This is a genomic window from Spirosoma endophyticum (assembly GCF_900112365.1).
GTDB lineage: Bacteria > Bacteroidota > Bacteroidia > Cytophagales > Spirosomataceae > Spirosoma > Spirosoma endophyticum.
In genome coordinates this window covers 1-21071 of the sequence record NZ_FOLQ01000032.1, presented here as the reverse complement: position 1 = coordinate 21071, position 21071 = coordinate 1, and the positions used below count along the sequence as shown (strand labels likewise).

The following is a 21071-nucleotide window of genomic DNA, read 5'->3' as shown; positions in this document are numbered from 1 at the left end:
TTTTTTATGGATCGGTGCCGCGACGGCGGACCAAACGTAGCACGACTACATGGGCGATACTAGTTTTACTTTCTTGGCCAGCCGCTTCATAAAATGCCTGACGAGTCACACTTAACAGATCACAAAGCTGCTCCAGGCTGGCTTTGCAATCAACACGCAACTACGGAAAAGTAGGTTAGAACCTTTATTGTAGACTTAAATCTAAAAATAAAGACGTAATCGTTAGAAGTTCGTATTGAAAGTGTATTGTATTAACTACGTTTAATAAATATATCAATTTTAAGATGAAAAGAAAAGCTAAAGTGCTGATAGTAATTATCTTGCATAAATTTTTATAAGCCTATACATATGGTCAAAATACATTTACAAACAATACTCTTACTGCTTTTATCATTAATCTCATTTCAGCAATGCCAAAACATCCCTCCAGACGCGTCGAAATTTGTTTATATAAGCGCTAACCGAAATGAATCGGTCCAACGCCTATCAACCGATTGTGCTTTTCGGTACAGTGTTGTCAATACCTACAAACGAATTGATGATGAATCTCAACGAGATGCCATTCGAGCGGGTTTTGACATATGGCAGAAAGCCTGCCCAACGATTGGCTTTTTAGAGTTACCTGCAAGGCCCAGGTTGCTGGTTCAATTTGTCGATCCCTCTGAAATTTCTACACAAACGGCCACAGTGCCCGTAGGCATAGTGCAGGGAACTGCGACTGTTGCAGCCGGGCTCCGAAAGGAAAGTAGCGGTGTTTATACCATTTTGTTGAGCAATGCATACGATTGGAACAAAAATTCTCTGACCAAAGCCATTGCTTATCATGCGGGTCTTTTTCTTGGCATGGCTACTTCTTCTGACAAAGGTTCACTCATGTCGCCGCTTTATGATGGCCAACCACTCGCCATTTCGAAATCCGATTCCACGACAATCAACAAACTGTACTCGAATACCTGTAAAGATCTCACTGTGAATTATTTACCATTTACTCTTCAAGTAGCTGGGCCTCTAACTAAAACCGTCAAATTCGATAAACAGGGAACAATTTTAGTTAGAGCATCAGGGCTCATAACCGTCGGTGTATTTGTGGGCATTACGGGGCCAGAAGGAAAAGACGGCTTATTTGGCTTTCCGATTCCTCAGTATAGTATTGTTCAGGAATTTCTTCATGCCGCCTTGATGTACAAACTTAACAATGAGTCAAAATGGCATTATTGTGGTAAAGAGTGCAACTTCCCAACGGGAGGAGCCCAGTATGTCGATTTGACCTTTGGCGTCAATGATCTCAATTTAACCGACAATACGGGTGCATATACCGTTGTAGTCGATTATAAATGATCTATTTGATCTTCCTCATCTCTAGCCTTTTTCTTTCTTGTGAATCGTCGTTCTGTTTGCTGGCTATTAATCTTATGCCTAGAAATACCCAGCTTAACTTGGGCACAGGCCGCATTGTCCGATAAATACCGACAACGGGCAGAATTACTCTACACAAAGGCTAAGTACGAAGAGGCAATAGGCTGGTATAAAAAAGCCTATGAACTGGTGCGCCGGACTGACTTTGTGCGAGCGGCCAACCTCTGCGTCGATCTCAGCAGTATGGATTATATGAAAAACCATACCCGGGCGGCGGCTGACCGGTGCATGCTGGGACTCCGTTACCTCTATTTATCCAAAACGTCCTCCGACTCAGTGCGCTTTAAGTTATTCTCGAGTTTGGGCACGTTTTACATTGCTCTTTACCGGGCTGATTCTGCGCTTTATTATTTCCGTAAAGCGGATGCACTGCTTGACCAAAATCCACGTATCGAATACCAAATTCCGCTTTATGTACTTTATCATTTTAATAATCAGGGCAACTGGTTTTTCAAAACGGGTAACTATAAAAGGAGTTTAGTTTGTCTAACCAAAGCCCAGGAAATGGCTAAAAAATATGATTTTCCCAGTGAGATGACGTATGTGGAAAGTAACCTGGCAGGCTGTTATGATGCAATGGGAAATTATAAAGAATCATTGATTCATATTTTCCGGGCCGAAAAATCTTACTCGAAGAACGATATACAGAAGTGGCGGTTTACATCAGGTATTGGATGGACACTCTTTAACCTTAAGCATTATAGGGAAGCATTGATTTATTTATCCCGAGCCGAACGACTGATGGTCGCTTTACGGCGGGGAAAAAAAACAACGGACTATTTAGCGGATCAAATTCATCTTTGGCGTATGTTGAGTAGCTGTTACCGAGCTATCAATCGATTAGCAGTTTCCGATCGTTACATCAGTCAGGCTATTCGAGGGTACCGCCAGGATATCGGTGATCATGGCCCTTTGCTAGCGCAGGTATTGGTAGAAAAGGGACTCCTTCACGAATCTCGTAATGAACCCGATCAAGCCTTAGCGTCCTATCAGGGGGCTATTCGGGTCGTATCCCGGGATACGACCCGACTGGCAGATATTGGGCAAAATCCATCATTTGAATCTGCTTATGATAACGCGGCTCTTCTATTGGCCGCTAGCCAAAAGGCGGCTCTCCTGAAAAAAATGTATGATGTCAGGCACCAAAATGCCTATCTGAACGCGTCGGTAGCTACGTATCGGTTTTGCGTTGGACTTCAGCAGCGCATCCGGCATGGAATCGATACGGACCAGTCTCAGGTAATTTTTTCAGATCGTCAACACGCCCTGGTACCCGATGCAATAGCCGTAGCGTTTGAAGCTTACCAGCACCAACAAAGCGCACCACTTCGTGAAACCCTGTTTCAACTCTTCGAGCAGTCACAGGCTGGTAGCCTGCGTGAAGCCTTTCGTTTGAATGATATAAAACCCCGTACTATTCCTGATTCACTGCTCGAACGGGAGCAGAAACTGAAAATCCGAATCAGCGTGTTGAAAAAAAGGTCCATCGGCAATAACAAAGCCAGTGCAGAACTCACGGCGTGCCAGCTCGAATGGCATGAACTCATGGAAACGTATCGACAGGATTATTCTGCCTACTATACGTTCAACTACCAGGATATGACAATGAGTTACCGAACCTTGCAGCAGCAACTGGGCAAACAGGCGGCCTATGTAGCCTACGTTCGGCGCGGGGCTTCACTTTTCATATTAGTTGCGACTAATCAGACACTGGATGTCATACGGCAACCCATTGACCCGGTTCGATTCGACCAGAACCTGCTGAAGTTAAGTCAGGAACTCTATCGGGATCCGGTACTGGGTCAGTATAATGGAACCTCCTATGCGGCTGAGTTGTATGCTGCCTGCATCGAGCCGATTCGAAACTTTTTAGCCGGTAGATCAAGGCTGGTAATCAGTCGCGACTGGGGATTTAATTTTTTGCCTTTTGAAGTGCTCGAAACTGGTAAGCAATCCCGGGATTTTCTAACCAATCACGTAGCGATTGCCTATGCCTTTTCGGCTCAGTCGTTTTTCAATCCATCCCAGCGCCCTGTTAGCGCCGGTCCTGTGCTGGTGGTAGCTCCCTTTACGCGGACAGGATCGGTTGAACAGACTGCCAAACGCCAGAACACGGCAAAAACACTGGCATCAAGTGAAGCAAAGGCCCGTAGCATTGGGGGTGAGGTGTTATTAGGAGCACAGGCTAGCAGGTCGAATTTCCTAAAAACGAGTCTCGACCGACCGATCATTTATTTTGCTACGCATGCCAATACCGACGACGCCGATCCAGCCAATTCATACATCGCCTTTTACCCCGGGGAAACGGATAAACTTTATACCGATGACATTTACAATTTGCCGTTGTCATTGACGGGCTTAGCCGTCCTGGGAGCCTGTGAAACAGGATCGGGACAAACTATGAAGGGAGAAGGTATTTTGTCGCTGGCACGAGCATTTGCCTATGCCGGATGTCCGTCGGTAGTGACCACGCTTTGGAAAGCCAATGACGAAACCACCTCCTTTCTGACCATCCGGCTTCACCATTACCTCTCGCTGGGGATGGCAACTGACCAGGCATTGCAGCAGGCCCGGCTCGATTTTTTCGAATCACCGTTATTTCCCAAATTCGACCATCCTTACTATTGGGCGAATTATATCTTGCTGGGAAACTATAGCCCTGTTTTGCCGGCTGACCACTCGTCAGTGGTGTATGGGTGGCTCCTGTTTATGGTCGTTTTTGGCCTGGTGGTGTTTTGGCAACGCCAACGGTTGCGGCACATAACGCAGCAAAAAGAAGGAGCATCCTGATGATGTCCGAATCTTGCCCTATCAGAACCAATAAAAAAATGAGCCCTTATAAGGGCTCATTGTAGGGAGACATCAATTTCCTCCGGGCCAGCCCGTTTTGGGAGGCTGATCATCATCACCATCGGCCAGGGTAGGATGAATGATTTTTTTCGCCGTAGGGGTGCGAGAGTCGATTGACTCAGGCTGGCAGGATACCAATGTGAGGGCGGTAGCCAGAGTAAACAGGGTTACGAGACATTTAAGGTTAGTACGCATAAGGACTTTTTTTGAAGTTTGGCAAGCCGAATTGGCCTGATCTACCGCTTCACGTCCTGGGGTTTCACTTTTCCTGATGCGCGCTAAAATTTTTTTTATTTCGTCTATGATGTTACCTCACCTGCCCTGAGAGGCATAAAGACACAAAGCAGCCCAGAGCCTTCCTCATGCAGAAAACCTTTACAGACCAGCAGATTTTTGACGGTTTACTAACGAAGACTGCGCCCCTGGTCGATGCCATTGTGCGTTATTTATATGATCAATGTCAGCTACGGGTTAGGCGGATGGTAACCCGTAACAACGGTTCTGACGCCGACGCGGACGATTTGTTTCAGGAGGTAATTGTGGCATTTCTGCAGAACATCTGGGATGGCAAATTCCAGCTTCGCTCAACTACCCGGGTGACAACCTATATTTATGAAATTGCCCATCTGATGTGGCTGAAGGAACTGCGCAAACGGGCCTCACAGGATAAACGTAACGAGCGCTATAGCCTCCATCAGAGCCAGGAACAGCCAGTTGCCCCAAACCCAGAACAGGAACTGATGAGCGAGGAGGAAATAAATTCAGCTAAAACAAAATTCGAGCGGCTGAACCTTAAATGCCAGCAAGTATTGAAGGCATTTTATTTTGATAAAAAGTCGATGAAGCAGATTGCCGATGAGCTTGGATTGGGAACGGAAGACAACGCCAAAACGACCAAGTACCGATGTATTGTGGCGTTGAAGAAACTGATGCTATCATGAAAAGACCCATTGATAAACAGCAGGAGCACGAGTGGATAGAACAGTATCTGAGCGGTGAAATGACTCGTGACGAGAGAAAGGAAGTGGAAATGGTCATGCAGGCTGACGCCGACTTTGAAAAAGAAGTACAACTGCTTAAACGTACACACGAACTCATGAAGGAAGCTTTTCTGGAACAACGGGCCGTCGCAACGCTGAGACAACTTCAACGGCAGAGCCGTCAGCGAACGCAGCGCATTCGGTTAGTGCGTCGATCACTGATCGGATCAGTCACTGCGGGGTTTATGCTGATTGTATACCTGTCGGTGGCTCCTGTGGTATTTCCTGACTCAGAAAACGATACCAGTATAACCCACAGCCTGGCCGACGAAAGCGATACGATGGCTGTAGCACAAAAACAGGTATTCAATCAGTTTTTTGAAGGTCAGGTCCACCTGATCGAAGGCCAATACGTACTGGCAGTTAAAAACTTCGAAACAGTAGTGAGGACAACCGATATCCGACCCTATTTCCGCGAAGCGGCCCAGTGGCATCTGACCGTTGCTTATCTGAAAAGTGGTGAACCCCATAAAGCAGAACGGGTATACGACCAGTTTTCGCAATGCACCGACTGCGAGTATCCCATTAGGGCGGTCGATCGCTGGAAAATCTGGTGGCAGATCAAGTGGGCTCAATGGCTTAAGTAGGGCAGTTTTTTGACGTCTATTGGTGAACATGTCCACATTTTCTTTTTTCTCGAATCGTAAGAAAGACATCGTCCGGCTGATCGAGCAGAGCCGATTGCCAGTCGATGATGCCTCTACACTGCATTTTGCCCAGCAGGTTAGCCATGTCTTCGATCCGCTGATCGTGAGTCGGCTTACAAAAGCCGAATATGTTGACGAACCGTTGCAGCAAACGATCCTGTCTGAACTTTGCGGCGTACTGGAAACCCAGCCCCTCATTGATTCATATTTTGCCGATCACTATAAAACTGTGCTGGACGAACTGATCGAAGCCTGTCGCTGGAAAAAACGGATCGAAGACATTCCGTATATTGAAATGGCTCAGATCAGCGTACAACGGCAGACAGATATCCAGTTGTGGATGACTCAGATTCGTGAACGGCCAGAAGCTGATCATCTCAGACGCCTGACACGAATGCTGACAGAGTACGACCAGCAGGCCGTGGCTTATCGGACATTACGCGTCTTTTTAGCTGGTTTACATAAGCAGAAACAGGGTATATTATCAAGCCGCTTATTTTGGTTACGGGATGGCCGTATCGAACTGCGTTTTTCTCTTGTTCGGCAATGTTTGTTTGAGCAAATTGCTTTGAGAGTCTATTTTTTTTACACGACGACCGAGGCTGCTTTTATTGAGGAAAGTCTTATAAAAGTAAAGCATTGGGTAGTGGATGAAGTAAGAAAACGAGTGGGGAGAATTGGGCCAGAACTTGAAGAAGGGATCAACGACATAGTTAGTCAGGTAAAAATAGACTTCATCAACAAATGCCAGCGCAAAAAGGCTGAGCCGGAAACGTTTTATCTGGATGCTCAATTAGCTACCTATCTTTTCGCCTTTGTCAAACGAAGTTTTGCCATTGACAAACTTTTGGGAAACCAACGAGAGGAGGCTGAAGAAGAAGGAATTCTTAACGATGAGGGTGATTTATCCCAGGTTATTGATTGGCAAGAGGGCGTTGTGGATGCAATGGAAAGAGAGTATGTAGAGGAACAGAAACAAAAAGTCCGCCACTGTTTAAGGATGTTGGGGGAGAAATGTCACGAAATCATTACGCGCCATTTTAATGATGATTTTAGCGAGCCGGTACCTTTCCAAACGCTGGCTTTTGCGTTTGGTGAGTCAGCAAAAACGCTTGAAAGCAGGTTTTACAGTTGCATGGAAAAACTAAAGAAAATGATACATGAAACTTTGTAATAGAAGATCTTAATATAATATATCGGATGACTCCTTCTCAACGCCGGCTCCTTATCGAAAAACGCCAGCAAGGCACACTGACTGAAGAAGAAAATCAGCAGTATCTGGAATTGATGCGAACCGATTCCTCGTTTTATGACGATGTCGAAATGCATGCTGTATTGACAGAGGTGGTTAGGGAGGACACCGATCAGTCGATGTGGGAGGCGGTGGGTAAGGCACGTGATAAAGCCCGCCGACGCTCCCCGGTTCTGGTTTCGGTATGGCGCCATCCGTATGCCTATGCTATGGCTGCCTGCCTGGCAGTACTGCTCGTAGGCGCCTGGGTAAGCGGTTTTTTCAACTCGTCCCCTTCAACTCCACAACTTGTTAAAGTGGAAGCCGACTATTTGTTCCGTGCCGATGCTGGTAGGCCGTCCGATTCAAGCAAAGGCTATGCAGGTGGCGATATGCCCATAGGCAAACTGCCCCTGAAGTGGATTAGAGATGAGCAAACTACCGCAACAGCCGCTTACCGGTATTGCCAAGATACACTGACCATTTTTATTCGAAATGATCGCGATACACTTTACCTTCAGGACGCTCGATTACGCTATGATCCTGTTACAGGTTCCTTGTCGGTTGAGCGACCAAATCAAATTTTGACTATCTTCCGTAAGTGTACGTCGAATCCACAGCCATTTTGAAACTAATTTATGAGGTTACTGGTCCAAGTAGTACTGCTGTCTATACTATTAGCTCATCAAACTAAGGGGCAGTCGGGGAAACCGCAACGGCCTACGGGCGTTGATGAGTCATACAAGATCCCCTGCGACTGCGATGCACTTACGAGTGTCGAAAGAAAGTATATACCCTCCGAAAAAGAGGCTGGTGTTATCGTTGCTAATTTTCTAAAAATTGTTCGTCAGCACAGTTCCTTGAAATATAGCAATACCATTATCGTTAAAGCGGCTGGTTGTGGGGCACCCGAAGCTCGTAATTGCCCAACTACGCTACCCAACAATCGGACTATTGATATTCCATTAATACTTTACAACAATGTATTTCTGGAGGGGATCAATAAAAAAATGGATTCCATTACCCGAATCGACAAGCATATTCTGGCCCATGAAATTGGCCATCATGTGTTTGGACACCTAAAAAATACTGAAAATGAAGCCGTATTTAGTGAACTACAAGGTACCGATGCTGTCAATAGCGAGCGCATTGCCAGGCGTTTTAAAGTCTCCAATCGACATGCCGAAGAAATTCAGGCAGACTTTTTCGGGCTTTGGTTATTATCCCTTACTGAAAAATCGTTGGATTTCGAGGCGTTTATCGCTGAATTTAACCTGGATTATATTCGAAAGTATATCGAGGTAGATGCGCGATTTAGCGCCAGCCATCCGCTTTTTAAAGATCGCATTAAAGCAATGCGCCGATTTTGGGATCAATTGCAAATTCGGCAACTTCAGAGAAAGGGGATTAGTCAGGGCTACTTTTCCAATTCTGCCAGTACCGCTTACATAGAACTCCATCCTGATCGTACGTTCTGGGATCTGGGCTTGGTAGCTGGGTTGACTGTGGTCGCGAAACCCATGTTCACGGCTGGTGGTCAGCCGGTCGATGCATTTCTATACTCTGTTCCCGATGCATACAATCTGTATACAGGTTTAAACGTCAGCCGTTATCGGTGGAATAATCCGTGGCGATATGAAGGTGAGATAGCCTATTCAAAACAGACATTTGGCACAACAATTGGCCAGGGTAATGACAAACGCTTAGTCGAAACACTCGAATTACGTTATTTGACCGTCTTTCCCAAGATCAGCTGGAACTCGGTTGGCGTCAAGAATACCAACTTTGCTTCCAATCGTTTTGGTTTTTTTGTCAGTGCAGGCCCGATCATGCGGATGCCGCTTGGACTCGACTATCAAAATCGAGCCGTCACCGTAGCACCGACCAGTATGCCAACGCTTCGACTATCGATCAATCCCCGCATTTCGTTAGGCGTTGAACTGCTTCAAAAAACCTTTTTGCCGCGAGGCTATAAAGTTGCCCTTACGTATGAGTGGAGTTCCATAAAACTGACTACTGATCCGCGGCCTGAAACAGGATCACATAATTTCGACCTTACCCTTCAATATAATTTCGCCCGCTGGTAGATGCCTGCCCAGTTAATGGCTCCGGCAATAGATCTCCCTGTCCAGCCGGTCAAATCACACGATTAATACCGATTGAGTCTGTCACCCAACTAGTCTGGGCGAGCCTAACTAGTTGGGTGACAGACTCTCTTTTTGTATGTATCTGCGTCGGTGATGGGCTGCTTCGTACTTACCTAAAAATAGTTCGACTAAAGCGTGTTACCTCGGGGCCACTGGTTGGTATACAGTGTCAAATCACCAATGACATACCAGCTAACTCAGCTGTTGACCCCGAATCCATTTCCAAACAAAGATAATAGCATATGGTAGGACAAATTCATAACGACCAACTGGCACACTAGTTTCATGCAGGGTGGTCAGTTCTCTCTCGCTTAGAAAACGCCTCAAATCGGCCTCGAACAGTGGGACTAAAAAAGATTGCCCCGCGCGGCTCCTGCCATCGTTTGAGCACTTTTTGTCAGTAGCGTCTAAACTCACGGCACTAGTCGGTCAATGGGAAACAAGGCCTGGGAAAAAGTGGCTGTTAAAAACCATTCTGGAAGCTGCCCAGGTACATCCCAGAATCACCCTGGCCCAACAAATGAAGGGATCGAAGTGCCGGGTAAAAAGCTAACCGATAACAATGATGACTTAAGCGAGTAAAACCAGTTTAAAAACCAATTGAATTTCCGTTTTGAAGTGCTTTCCGTTTTTATCACACCACGTAAAAGGTACCAGTTACAGTCGTTGTTCAAATCAAAATTTTAGAAATAAGCCGATAGGATAGTTATGAAAAAATCGATTTACTTTTTAGTCGGTATGCTACTTGGGATTGATTCGATCCTCTATGCACAGGAAGTTTTAAACAATCAAAGCATTATAACGCTGGTCAGGGCTAAAGTTGCCCGCGATCTAATTCTGGATAAGATCAAGGCCAGCGCCTCGCAATTCAATATGTCAACCAATGGCCTGGTCGAACTCAAGCAAGCTACCGTACCTGATCCCATTCTTGATGCCATGATGCTGGCTTCTTCCCCCTTGCCTACCCTACGGAACCAGGACGTCATTGATTTGTACACAGGTAAAGTGTCTCGGGAAATCATTACCAAAAAGATTCAGTATAGCGAGACGAGCTTCAACCTCTCAACCGACGATATTGTCGCGCTTAAAGCCGCCAAAGTACCCGATCAGCTTGTGAAGGTAATGATGGTACCCAAAAGAGCGCAGCAACAGAGTACTAACCCTAACCTGATTGCCGGTGTGCTGGCTCCGCATCCTGAAACGCTCCCCACCGCCGTACGCAGCCGATTCGCCGAACCTGGTATTTATTACGAGGAATACAAAACGCCTAAACCTCAGTATTTACAAGTAGAGCCAACCACCACCAATCAAACAAAGACAGGAAGCGTAGGGGAAGCGGTTATCAACCAATATACCGGGGGAATACCCGGTACCACCCAGCGCGTAGGGCTAGCCAACAAATCGGCCAACATGGTGGTCGAAGACAATCGGCCGGTGTTTTACCTGGTCTTCAGTGGGGTTAACCGGAAAACGATGAACGATGTAGCTGAGTCGATCTTCGATGGGGTTGCCAGCCCAAACGATTTTGTGCTGATCCGGGCCAAAGTGAGCGGACGCGGACGAGAAGTGATAATTGGTCGGCAATCGGCGTATACCAGCGAATCGGGCTTCAGCACGGGAGCGGTGCCATTCCGGTTCAAAAAAATCAGCAATACGCTCTATAAAGTCTACTTCGAGCAGGACGTCGCCGCCGGTGAATATGCTTTCCTCTATAATAAAGGCAGCGAGTTCAGTTCATCACTGAAAATCTATGATTTCTCATTGCGGAACAATACCAAGTAACGCTTCACGGTGGATTAGCTGTTCCCATACTTTACTAACTAAAACCAATCGAACCCATGAAAAAAAGATTACTTCTAACCACCTCATTAATCTGTATTGGCCTGTCGGCCCAGGCCCAACTTCGTTTCGGCGTAATGGGTGGTTTTCAATCGTCACAACTGCATGCCAGTGCATCGGGTGTCCGTTTAAGCACTAGTGGTCTACTGGGCATTCATATTGGTGGAGTTGTCGAGTATGCTGTCAATGAAAAACTGTATATCCAGCCTGGTTTGATGCTCAGCTTCAAGGGGGGAAATTATAGGGATGGTTTCGACGCCTATAAGACGAGCCTGACCTACCTGGAAGTCCCGGTTCAGGCCATATACAAACATGAGATTGGTTCCGGTAAGCTCGTAGGGGGCATTGGTCCCTACTTCGGATTTTTGATGGGGGGTACAGATGACGATGAGCCAATTGCAGTGGGAAAGGAAGTGAAAGGCTTTGATGCAGGCTTAAAATTGTCGGGAGGCTATGAACTGACTGAAAAGAAATTGTTGCTCAATCTGTTTTACAATGCGGGTTTAGCCAATATTAATCCTAGTTCATTGATCAAGCTGAAGAATAGTACGGTTGGCCTGTCAATCACTTATTTTTTTGGTGGGCAGTAACCGACGAATCATCGCCCTACCGTAAACTATACCCTTTAGTTTCAGGCAATGCCTGGTCAATCCGACTCGGATTGACCAGGGAGCCGCTTCTCTCTCTGGCTAAATCTACTCTACCTGTATGATGCGCTCAGCCATAATGTTACTTTTTAGCTTCACGCTGCCTTTTAATACCCTGGGTCAGGATCATATACTGACGACCGATAGTGTATCGATTAGCTGCCGCATCGAATCGGCAACGAGTCGACTCGTTCATTTTACCAACCTGAATACAAACCACCAGGATTCATTACCCACCTTACGTCTTCGTGAACTGCATTACGCAGATTCACTGCGGGTATTGATAAAGCCGGTTTCACAACGCGGACAGCTTAAAACGATTGCCTATGCCGATTTTGACAAAGCCTTTCGGCAAGGTGCATATGCCAATTTACTGCATGCTAAAACCAGTCGGTACGACCTGACATTTCAACGTGGTCAGGTAACGCTCACGACTGAGGGGCGTCGACAGTCTTTTTTATTGATCACGCTACTGAAAAGCAGGGCCAACGTTCAGCTAAAGCTAACCATTCATACCGACACGATAGGCAAAGCCGTTGCAAATAAGGCCTTGACTGATCGGCGTGCTACGGCCCTATTAAACTTCTTTTTAGCCAATGGCATAAACAGCCGGCAACTTACTGTCGAAGGGCGGGGCGAGTCAGAAGTAATTTCTCATTCCCAGGCACTGAATACACGTGTCGAGTTGCAGGTTACAGCCATCGATGGCCTAAAAGAACTATATGGAGAAACGTATATACCCTATAGTCAGGCCAAGCCACCAACGATGCCGGCCTCGAGCGGGGAAGCCCGGGGAGCCGTGTCTGCTAAGCAGCCAAATAAACTCCTAAGGCCGGGTAAGCAGAAAAGTGATTACCGTTTTGTATCCATCAGTGTAGGAGCTACCAGCGCAAAAATGCTAATAAAACCTATTTGGATCGATCCAAAAGTGGGTTATGGTTTTTCGTTCAGCAGCGGAGGATTTGTCTCAGTAGATCTTTCCCTCAGTTCTCGACTGTCAGTAGGGGTGCAGGGCGCTTTTCATCAGTGGTCATCACATATCAACTACCTCGACGCCACCAGTGGTTCATCCGAATTTAAACTTGGTTCGACCCTACAATTGATTCCGCTCCAACTGGTGCCTCGTTTGTACGTACTAAAATCATTGTATGTGGCGCCCCAGTTGGGTATTTCTCATATGCTACTAACGGTGGACAATGAAGAAACAGCCTATCAAATTGACCAATGGCACTTCAGCTACGGCATCGAAGTGGGATTTACCTTCAATCGTACGGGGCGTATTCCGATAACGCTGAGTTCATTTTACCAAACAGCGGCTATCCGTGGTCACTGGGCATACTGGTATGGCGTCAGTCAGGCCAGCTACGCAGGGGTCCGATTAGGACTAGCCTATAAACTGAATTAATCACCAAGTCTCGATGAAGTGATGAAAAAAAATAGCACTAAAATAACCGGTTACGTCCTGTGCCTCTGGTTGGTCCTGTTGCATAGTTGTACCTTCGAGCACGAAGTTTCAATTCCTTTCGAGCAGCGGACGGACAATATCACCCCCGACCTGGAAGAGTGGATGGACGCGCTGCCAACGGAGACCATGAAGTTGGATAAGATCCTACTTCCAAACGGACAAACGGTGAAGGAGTTCATGGAAAAGAACGATCCCTCGGTCTTACCCAAGGGTGGACGCATGGGCACTGAAACAGATCGGGCCCGGGTATTGACCGATGCGGGGCCTCAGAACCGTAAAAATTTACTTATCGGGTACATGTTGGCAGAGGGGGCGATAATAACCAACAAACAAACCAAATTTACGGATGTATCCATACAGCGAACGAACGGTGTAACGCGCGAACAACTGGGCATATGGTACAAAATGGGTGGAAGTGATCCGACGGATACTAAAAAGCCACTTCGCCAAAGTAAAAGCTCTATTTGTCATCTGGAGAGCAATTTTCATGGACTGGACTGTTCGGGTTTAATGATCTGGGTTGCTAAAAAAGCGATGTTAAACCTGCCCCGTCTTACGGCATCTGGTTTAGCGAATATAAAAGTGTGGCAGGCCGCTTTAAAGGCTGCTGGTGATAAATACGATAAAGTGGATGTCAAAGCGTATGAATATGGCAAACTGAGTTACGATGATCTCCAGACGGGCGATCTCGTCTTTTTCAAGAACAAAGCATCGGGTCAGATTCATCATGCCGGTATTGCCTATGGCAATGTGGGCGAAAAAGCCACGGCTATACTGAATTCATTCGGACGGGATGATAAACACTGCGAGCGCAATGAAAGCAGCCAGGGCGGACCGGTGGCCATGCGAATGGATTGTTCGAAGGAATCGAAGGGCACGGACGTTGACTGCATAAAAAAACAGTACCCAGCCAGTAACGAGGGAATTGTAGTATTACGATTTATTACAAAGGTAGCTGACAACTGGGAATTGAGTATGGCTTGTCAGGGACGCACCAGTGAACCGGCTCGCTTAACGGTTAAGATCGATATACCGGAAACGGCTGACCAAAATGATCAGCCATTCGAAACGAGTGGTGATGGAATGGACTACGAGGGAGGTGGCGGCCCCTTTACCGCCACGCTGAAAGGTAAATATTATTCCAAAGACAACCGGTTAGCGGGGGAAATCGTCGTGTTATTTACCAACAGTGGTACCGTGCGAATCGATTCCTTCGATGCCCAGCAACTGCAGGACGATTCGGGCTGGTTGCCTACCAAAAAGATACAGAATAACGGGGGATGCTCCCTGCTGGTATCGTTGAAACGGCAGCGCTGATAACAGTATAGCCTAGTACTTAACAAAAGTGCATACGAGCAAGCGTGTCGACCTAAATCCTTGACACGGCTGACGTTACTGGTTGAAACGCCTAAACTATTACCCTAGAACTCCCCCTTTATGCGTGTGATTTTAACGTGTTGGTTTGTAAGTATAACGCTTTCGCAAACGTGGGGTCAGGATCCTCAATTCTCCCAATATTATTCCGCCCCGCTCTATCTCAATCCCGCCTACGCGGGCTATACGGAAGGTACGCGGGCCAATGTCAGTTATCGCAATCAGTGGCGGGATGCGGGATCGTTCAATACGTTTTCCGCTTCGGCCGATGCGTCTTATGAGTGCGGTAAAATAAGGATGGGAAGCGGGATAATTCTTATGAACGACCAGCAAAGCTCAGAGGTAAAAACACTTACGGGCGGAGTCGTTCTGGTACCGCCAGTTATCAAAGCCGAAACGTATTCGGTGCGGATTGGGGCCTACATAGGGGGGGGGCAACGGAGCTATCAACTAGGGAGAGGTGTTTTTGTCGATCAGTTAACGCCGACTGGCGTCTCCCCACAATCGAACGACCCATTAACGACCGCTTCCCTCTCTACAGTTTACTTTGATGCTGGGCTGGGTGGATTGATTGATTTTGACTATTCGGGCCTGGGTAAGAATAAAGACTGGATCGGCGTATCGGTCTATCACCTGAATCAGCCAACTATTAATGTTGGGTCTACCCAATCCTACCGGCTACCAATGCGCATCAATATACACGTGGGCTCGCAATTGAAAATGAACGGTTGGGAGCTGACTCCGGTCGCAAATTTTCGCATGCAAAGTAGCTTGCGTCAGCTAGACCTTGGGACGTACCTTACTTATTACTCGCCTAAAACTACCACGGCCGATTCGTCCCCCACGTATTCACTCGTACTGGGGCTATTTTACCGGGGTATTCCATTGTCAAAATCGCTAAATCAAGTCACCCAGGATGCACTTATTGGCTTGATTGGCCTGCAGAACAATAATCTCTCCTTTAATTTCAGTTACGACGTAACCACCTCTAAACTAGCTGGATATACTGGTAATACGTTTGAGATTACACTGAGCTACATCAATCTGGGCTGGGTGGCTGGCTGTGTCGATCTGGGTAATCGACAAAAGCGAAAAAGTGCTAAAAGTCAGATGCGATGCCCACGTTAATCCTGGTAATAGCCAATAATTAGCCACCTGATTGATTCAATTTGGGTCAACTTCAACCTAACTTCTGTACCTATGAACGTACTGACGCGTCGGGCCATCTGGGTAACTTCGCTGTTTTTTTTAGCCATCACTCTTCATGCGCAAAACGTGACCGTGTCGGCCTGTTCGGGTGGCCTCGAGCGGTGTATAACCGAAGCCGATTCCCTATATGAAATGTGTTTCGAAATTAAACCAGGTCCCTGCGCCTTTACCAGTTTCGAGTTCGATTGGGACGATGGAACCGTTGAAAAAATCAACAAACCGGGACCGCTGTTAATTAAGCACGTTTACGACCTGCGCACATTTACTAAGCGATGTGAGGCAGGGGGCATCAAACGGTTCCGATTTGGTATTACAACGAACTGCCCGAACAACGATAATAATGGAGGGTATTTAATATTTAAGATAAAACCCCGCCCTCAATTTTTAGCCGACGTCTGCGAAGGCCGCCCCGCGACGCTCCAGAATAACACCTGTCCGAGTACCACCGACGTGACCTGGTTATGGGATTTTGGCGATGGGTCTACTGCCACGGTGGCCAGCCCCAGCAAAACATTTTCAGCAACGGCGACTTCCTACAATGTCAAACTGACGGCGACTAACAGTTGTGGTTCTGTAACCACTGAACAGCGCGTCCCAGTAAAGAAAATCCCCGGGGCCAAGTATCAATTCAGTGGCTACTCCGTCAATCCGGTCAACGTAACAGATACCGTGGTGTGCCTCTCAAACGGTGGCACGTTAACGATGGATGCAACCATTTCGCTCGATGCGACGAGCTATTCCTGGCAGGTTAGCCCATCCACCTATCGCTTTATCAATGGTACAAGCGCCACTTCACCCAAACCGCAGATTCAGTTTAGCCGTTCAGGCACGTACATCGTTACCCTTACGGCACGCAATACCTGTGGCACTTCACAGCCCATGGTTTGCACCCATAAAGTTGTTGATCTTCCCAGCCCGCAGTTGACGTCTCAACCGGATACTTGCCAGGCCTTCAACTATGTGGTCAAGGCACCGATTGCCGGAGCGGTGTATACGTTGAATGGGAGTGTTTTTTCCCCTAATTTGCCGCAGCCCCTTGCGGTATCATCAGCCCCTTATATCGTGGCCGTTACATTGAATAACACGTGTGGTAACCAAACAGTACGCGATACATTCTTGGTAGCTCCTGCCGCGCCCGTGCGAATTACCAGTCCTGCCCGCCCGACGATTCTGTGTGTTAACGGCAGCCCTTTATTACTCACTGCCGATGGGGCGGGCGGCACCTGGTCAGGCACAAACAACGCGGAGATTAACCGGCAGGGTGGCCGGGATTTTTTCAATCCCCGAGCGCCCGGACGCTTCAAACTTATGTATCAGCGAGGAACCGGCGCCTGCGCGGTAATGGATACCGTAACGGTCGAAGTACAGGGTATTCAGCCAACCGTTCAGAGTGTAAATGTCTGTTCGGGACAAGCTACTGTTACACTGGAAGGAAGTCCCGCCGGCGGTCAGTGGACTACCACCGACTGCGTCAATTGCCTTGCAGGCAACATTCTTACCCTGACCGGGCTTAGGGCTACCCAACTACGGGTCAACTACACCGTTGCGACTAGCGGCGGCTGTAGCGCGAGCGCGACGGCCACCGTCCTAATTGGCCAGCCCAACGCCAGCTTCAGCGTCTCCAGTGGCTGCAGCAGTACAGCTATAAAAATGGTCAATACCTCGATCGGATCGACATCCTTCCAGTGGCTGGTCAATAATAATCCGGTGTCGACTGACCGCGAGCCGTCGCTTCAACTGCCGGCAGGCTTAGTCCGGATAACCCTAATCAGTTCGGCTGGCAGTTGCTCCAGTACGGTCACGCAGGAAGTGACTATTACCGCTCCACCCGTTAACGGTAGCTTTACCACCAGCGTATCGAGCGGCTGCTCACCGCTATCCGTCTCCTTTTCGATGAGTGGCAATGCCCAACCGGGCGTGACGTATAACTGGGACTTCGGCAATTCGATCACCAGTACGGCTTTTCAGCCTGGTCAACAAACGTATGTAAACCAGGGCCGCCAGCCCCAATCATTTACCGTTACATTTGGCGGAAGCAACGCGTGCGGAAGTATTCCAAAAACGACGCAGATTATCACCGTACTCCCGCGGGCCAGAGCCGAACTTGGCGTCGATTCGACAATCGTTCGCTGTCCGCCTACGACTATAACGTTTACGAACCGATCCAGCGGCTATACAGGAAACGTAACATGGGATTTTGGCGACAATTCTCCGCCGGTCAGCAGTACAGCGGCCGTGATGCGTCATACCTATCTATCGCCCCCAACAAAGCAAGTCTACACCGTCCGGCTAACCGTGGCCAGTGACTGCGGCCCCGACAGTGACTCCACGCAAATAACCGTTTTCCCCAGCGAAATTACGCCGGGTTTCACCATTAGCAAGAACCCGATCTGCCCCGGTGATAAAGTAACCTTCACGGATGCCTCGACGCCGGTAGCCAGCCTTGTCAAATGGGAAATCGATGGTCACCTGCTGGAAGGCAAAACGGTTAGCTACGATCAGTTTAACCGATCCGAAACTAGCTATAAAATTAAAATGACGGCCTATCCGGAATGTGGCGGTTTTGCAAGCCGGGAACAATTCATTACTACCGGCCCTATACCAACCGGTGATTTTAAGGTTCCGGTGCTTAACTGCGTCAGTCAGCCGGTCGCGTTGACCAATACATCAGATACGCGTTTACGCTTTCAGTGGAATTTTGGTGATGGGACTTCGATTGATTCAACGTTCTATTCGCCAATGCATACGTATACGACGAATGGACAGACCTATCTCATTAAGATGACGATTGTTGGGTTTCCAATCGCCTGTACTAACGTTGTTACGCATCCGATCGAGATCAGAGTCGGTAGTCAATCCGCTTTTTCAGTAGCCAATAACGGTGTTGTTTGTTCCGATACGCTGGTTTGGTTACAGGATCAATCACAACATGCATCGGAGTGGAAATGGTATGCGAATGACAAACTCATCTCAACATCCCAAAATCCGCAAATAAAACTTACTCAGGGCCACTATGACATAAAACTATGGACGAGCAATAACGGCACCTGTGCCGACTCCCTTATCAAACAGAATGCCTTATTGGTAGATACATGTACCGTGTATGTGGCCAATGTATTCACGCCCAATGCGGACAATGTCAGTGACCGCTTCAATATGTATGGTCACAACCTAATCAAAATTCATGAAATGCATATATATGACCGATGGGGCGTACTGGTTTACGAGGCCGCTAATTTACAGCCCAACCTACAGACCGAAGGTTGGGACGGATCATATAATGGTCAGCGATTACCAGCAGATAATTACGTCTATGAGGCGCAAGTTGAATTTATCGGAGGCTCCATCCGTCACCAGCGTGGTATTTTTACATTACTTCGCTAATAGAAGATGGTATTAAGCTGGATCAATAGATAGTTCATCCTTTTGATCACAACTAAAGATCAGGTTGTTGCTAATTTATAGGTACGCTTGGCTTCTTAATCAAAAAAACCTGCCATCAGCTGGAAACAGGCTTTCTAATCAGGAGGCCATAGGGTAGGGGAAAACCCTTTTCATTCCAGAGGCATCGTTTTATAATTTTGGATAAGGGATCTATTACATTAGCTATCCATGAGGTATAAAGGTAGGTTCAACACATAAATCTATACCAGTACGTAAATTTTAGTTTTGCTTTTCTGTGTCTCTATTCTCTTTAACAGTTGTAAAAAGAATTCTACAGACACAAGCGTTATCCCGGGCATCAATCCACCAACAGCGTATTTTATTCAGGTGACAGTTGATGGCGTTGTTTATAATTTTGACGCTACCAATTCTCGGGCTATCAATTCTGGTGTAGCAGCGTCTCAGCCATTTTTTTCTTTCGGAGGCAGTGGGGAGAATAGTTCTACAATTACCGTTACTACCAGAGGAAGAGCAAGTGGAAAGCCTGAGACGTTACTGGTAAATGGGGACAATTCTGGAAAAACAGATTTGATCAATATAATGGCAGTTCTTTTAGCGGCTCTATTGGCAGTAGGATAATAACCAAAATAGTCAGCAAGCAAGTTAAGGGAACATTTAATATGGATGTGACTAGTGGCAATCAAACGCTAAGCTTAGCAAAGGGCAGTTTTAGGGTTTGATTTCTATAATTTGGAGACGTTAATACATTACAGGTATACCGGCCAGATTATAAGATTCCCCAAAAAATCGGTTGGCTCTGCTGTAGTAGTAATCGGGATAATACGACCAAAGAATACAAGCTCATACTCATTTTAAGCACCTTCTTACTCCTGGAATCAATACACTACTGACAAACTGGGTTGTTATTGGAATGATTTTACCAAAGCGGACCACTAGGTACAAGCTATCATCAAAAACGTAAAATAAAGCCGGTTAATCAATTCATTTTTGAAGCTTCTCATTAATTCATAAGTTGAATGATCATCGTTAAACAATTTTACATACTCTTTACTCATGGAACAGCCATACACGAAGATTAGTATTAGGATGAATCGAAGTTACTCAGCCTTCGGAGAAGAGCAACGTAATGAATTTTTAGAAGATCTTGCACAATTAACAGGTTCTAATGTTGATGATTTTAGGGATGTTAAATTCTTTAAAGGTTGCGTTATTAGTGAGCTTAGTCTTCCAGCCGAAGTTGTAAGAAGGCTTTTAGAAGCTTATGCTACGAGAAACGAGAAAAAAAAGGAAATAGACGAGCTTGCTTTAGAAGTTAGGGCCTTCGTCAAAAAACATAATGTAGAAAGGCTGACTGATGATTTTGAAGTGCGACTTCAGATTCTGCACAGATTAACGCCTAATCCCGATTTAAAGCCAAAACTTCTGTTTGTACACGGATGGCGGGGAGGTGATTCCTCTTTTGGTGTACGTCGTCAAGTAAAAGTGGACAAAAGGGTTGGGAATGGGAAGAGACAATTCAGTAAATTGTTTCACTCAAACCTCCTTGATTATGTCCAATTCAACCAAAACTTCCAAAGGCAAACGTGCAGCTTCTCCAACCCCCACATCTGCCGAGCGTAAACCTGCTTTATCCATTATCAAAGACATCCAGCGACAAACCAGACGACAGTACACCGCGGAAGAAAAAATTCGCATTGTCCTGGAAGGCTTACAAGGCGAACAGTCAGTAGCCGAGATCTGTCGGCGAGAAGGGCTCAATACTAACATTTATTACCGTTGGAGTAAGGAGTTCCTGGAAGCG

15 protein-coding genes are annotated in these 21071 nt (G+C 46.8%); 14 read left to right on the top strand and 1 reads right to left on the bottom strand.

The genetic code is table 11. The features are described from left to right. Window positions 1-348 precede the first annotated feature (348 nt). Both BM202_RS33130 and BM202_RS33125 read left to right on the top strand, forming a co-directional pair. Window positions 349-1338: a matrixin family metalloprotease gene (locus BM202_RS33130; RefSeq protein ID WP_093834347.1), complete on the top strand. Its 990-nt coding sequence runs from the start codon at window positions 349-351 to the stop codon at window positions 1336-1338. A gap of 39 nt (window positions 1339-1377) precedes the next feature. Next, complete coding sequence (locus tag BM202_RS33125; RefSeq protein ID WP_093834345.1) at window positions 1378-4206, top strand: CHAT domain-containing protein; 2829 nt, start codon at window positions 1378-1380, stop codon at window positions 4204-4206. 72 nt (window positions 4207-4278) lie between these two features. Here the strand turns inward: BM202_RS33125 and BM202_RS33120 are convergent, their stop codons facing one another. After that, window positions 4279-4461: a hypothetical protein gene (locus tag BM202_RS33120; protein ID WP_093834343.1), complete on the bottom strand. Its 183-nt coding sequence runs from the start codon at window positions 4459-4461 to the stop codon at window positions 4279-4281. A gap of 167 nt (window positions 4462-4628) precedes the next feature. Here BM202_RS33120 and BM202_RS33115 point away from each other — a divergent pair, with 167 nt between their 5' ends. The 12 genes from BM202_RS33115 to BM202_RS33055 all read left to right on the top strand — a co-directional run. Further along, complete coding sequence (locus tag BM202_RS33115) at window positions 4629-5207, top strand: RNA polymerase sigma factor (protein WP_093834341.1); 579 nt, start codon at window positions 4629-4631, stop codon at window positions 5205-5207. Then, window positions 5204-5893 (top strand): hypothetical protein, encoded by a 690-nt coding sequence (locus BM202_RS33110; protein ID WP_093834339.1) that lies wholly within the window; start codon window positions 5204-5206, stop codon window positions 5891-5893. Before BM202_RS33115 ends, BM202_RS33110 begins: the two co-directional genes overlap by 4 nt. A gap of 28 nt (window positions 5894-5921) precedes the next feature. Beyond that, entirely contained in the window at window positions 5922-7127 is a 1206-nt protein-coding gene (locus BM202_RS33105) for a sigma-70 RNA polymerase sigma factor region 4 domain-containing protein (RefSeq protein WP_093834337.1), read from the top strand. Window positions 7128-7153: 26 nt separating this feature from the next. Then, on the top strand, window positions 7154-7813 hold the full coding sequence (locus BM202_RS33100; RefSeq protein WP_093834335.1) for a hypothetical protein: 660 nt from the start codon (window positions 7154-7156) through the stop codon (window positions 7811-7813). A gap of 9 nt (window positions 7814-7822) precedes the next feature. Beyond that, window positions 7823-9271, top strand: a complete 1449-nt coding sequence (locus tag BM202_RS33095) for a M48 family metalloprotease (RefSeq protein WP_093834333.1) — start codon at window positions 7823-7825, stop codon at window positions 9269-9271. Between the two features lie 768 nt (window positions 9272-10039). After that, window positions 10040-11113 (top strand): hypothetical protein, encoded by a 1074-nt coding sequence (locus tag BM202_RS33090; protein ID WP_093834331.1) that lies wholly within the window; start codon window positions 10040-10042, stop codon window positions 11111-11113. 56 nt (window positions 11114-11169) lie between these two features. Beyond that, a complete protein-coding gene (locus BM202_RS33085) occupies window positions 11170-11760 on the top strand; it encodes a porin family protein (protein ID WP_093834329.1) in 591 nt (196 codons plus the stop codon). Window positions 11761-11878: 118 nt separating this feature from the next. Beyond that, window positions 11879-13222 carry an OmpA family protein gene (locus BM202_RS33080; protein ID WP_093834327.1) on the top strand — a complete coding sequence of 448 codons (1344 nt, stop codon included), beginning with the start codon at window positions 11879-11881 and terminating at the stop codon, window positions 13220-13222. 21 nt (window positions 13223-13243) lie between these two features. Further along, complete coding sequence (locus tag BM202_RS33075; RefSeq protein WP_093834325.1) at window positions 13244-14599, top strand: C40 family peptidase; 1356 nt, start codon at window positions 13244-13246, stop codon at window positions 14597-14599. Window positions 14600-14719: 120 nt separating this feature from the next. Then, window positions 14720-15784 (top strand): PorP/SprF family type IX secretion system membrane protein, encoded by a 1065-nt coding sequence (locus tag BM202_RS33070; protein ID WP_093834323.1) that lies wholly within the window; start codon window positions 14720-14722, stop codon window positions 15782-15784. A 72-nt stretch (window positions 15785-15856) separates the two neighbouring features. Further along, window positions 15857-19249, top strand: coding sequence for a PKD domain-containing protein (locus tag BM202_RS33065; RefSeq protein ID WP_093834321.1), 3393 nt, complete (start codon window positions 15857-15859; stop codon window positions 19247-19249). Window positions 19250-20819: 1570 nt separating this feature from the next. Further along, window positions 20820-21071: transposase (locus tag BM202_RS33055; protein WP_245776907.1), on the top strand; the 252-nt coding region annotated here is incomplete at its 3' end.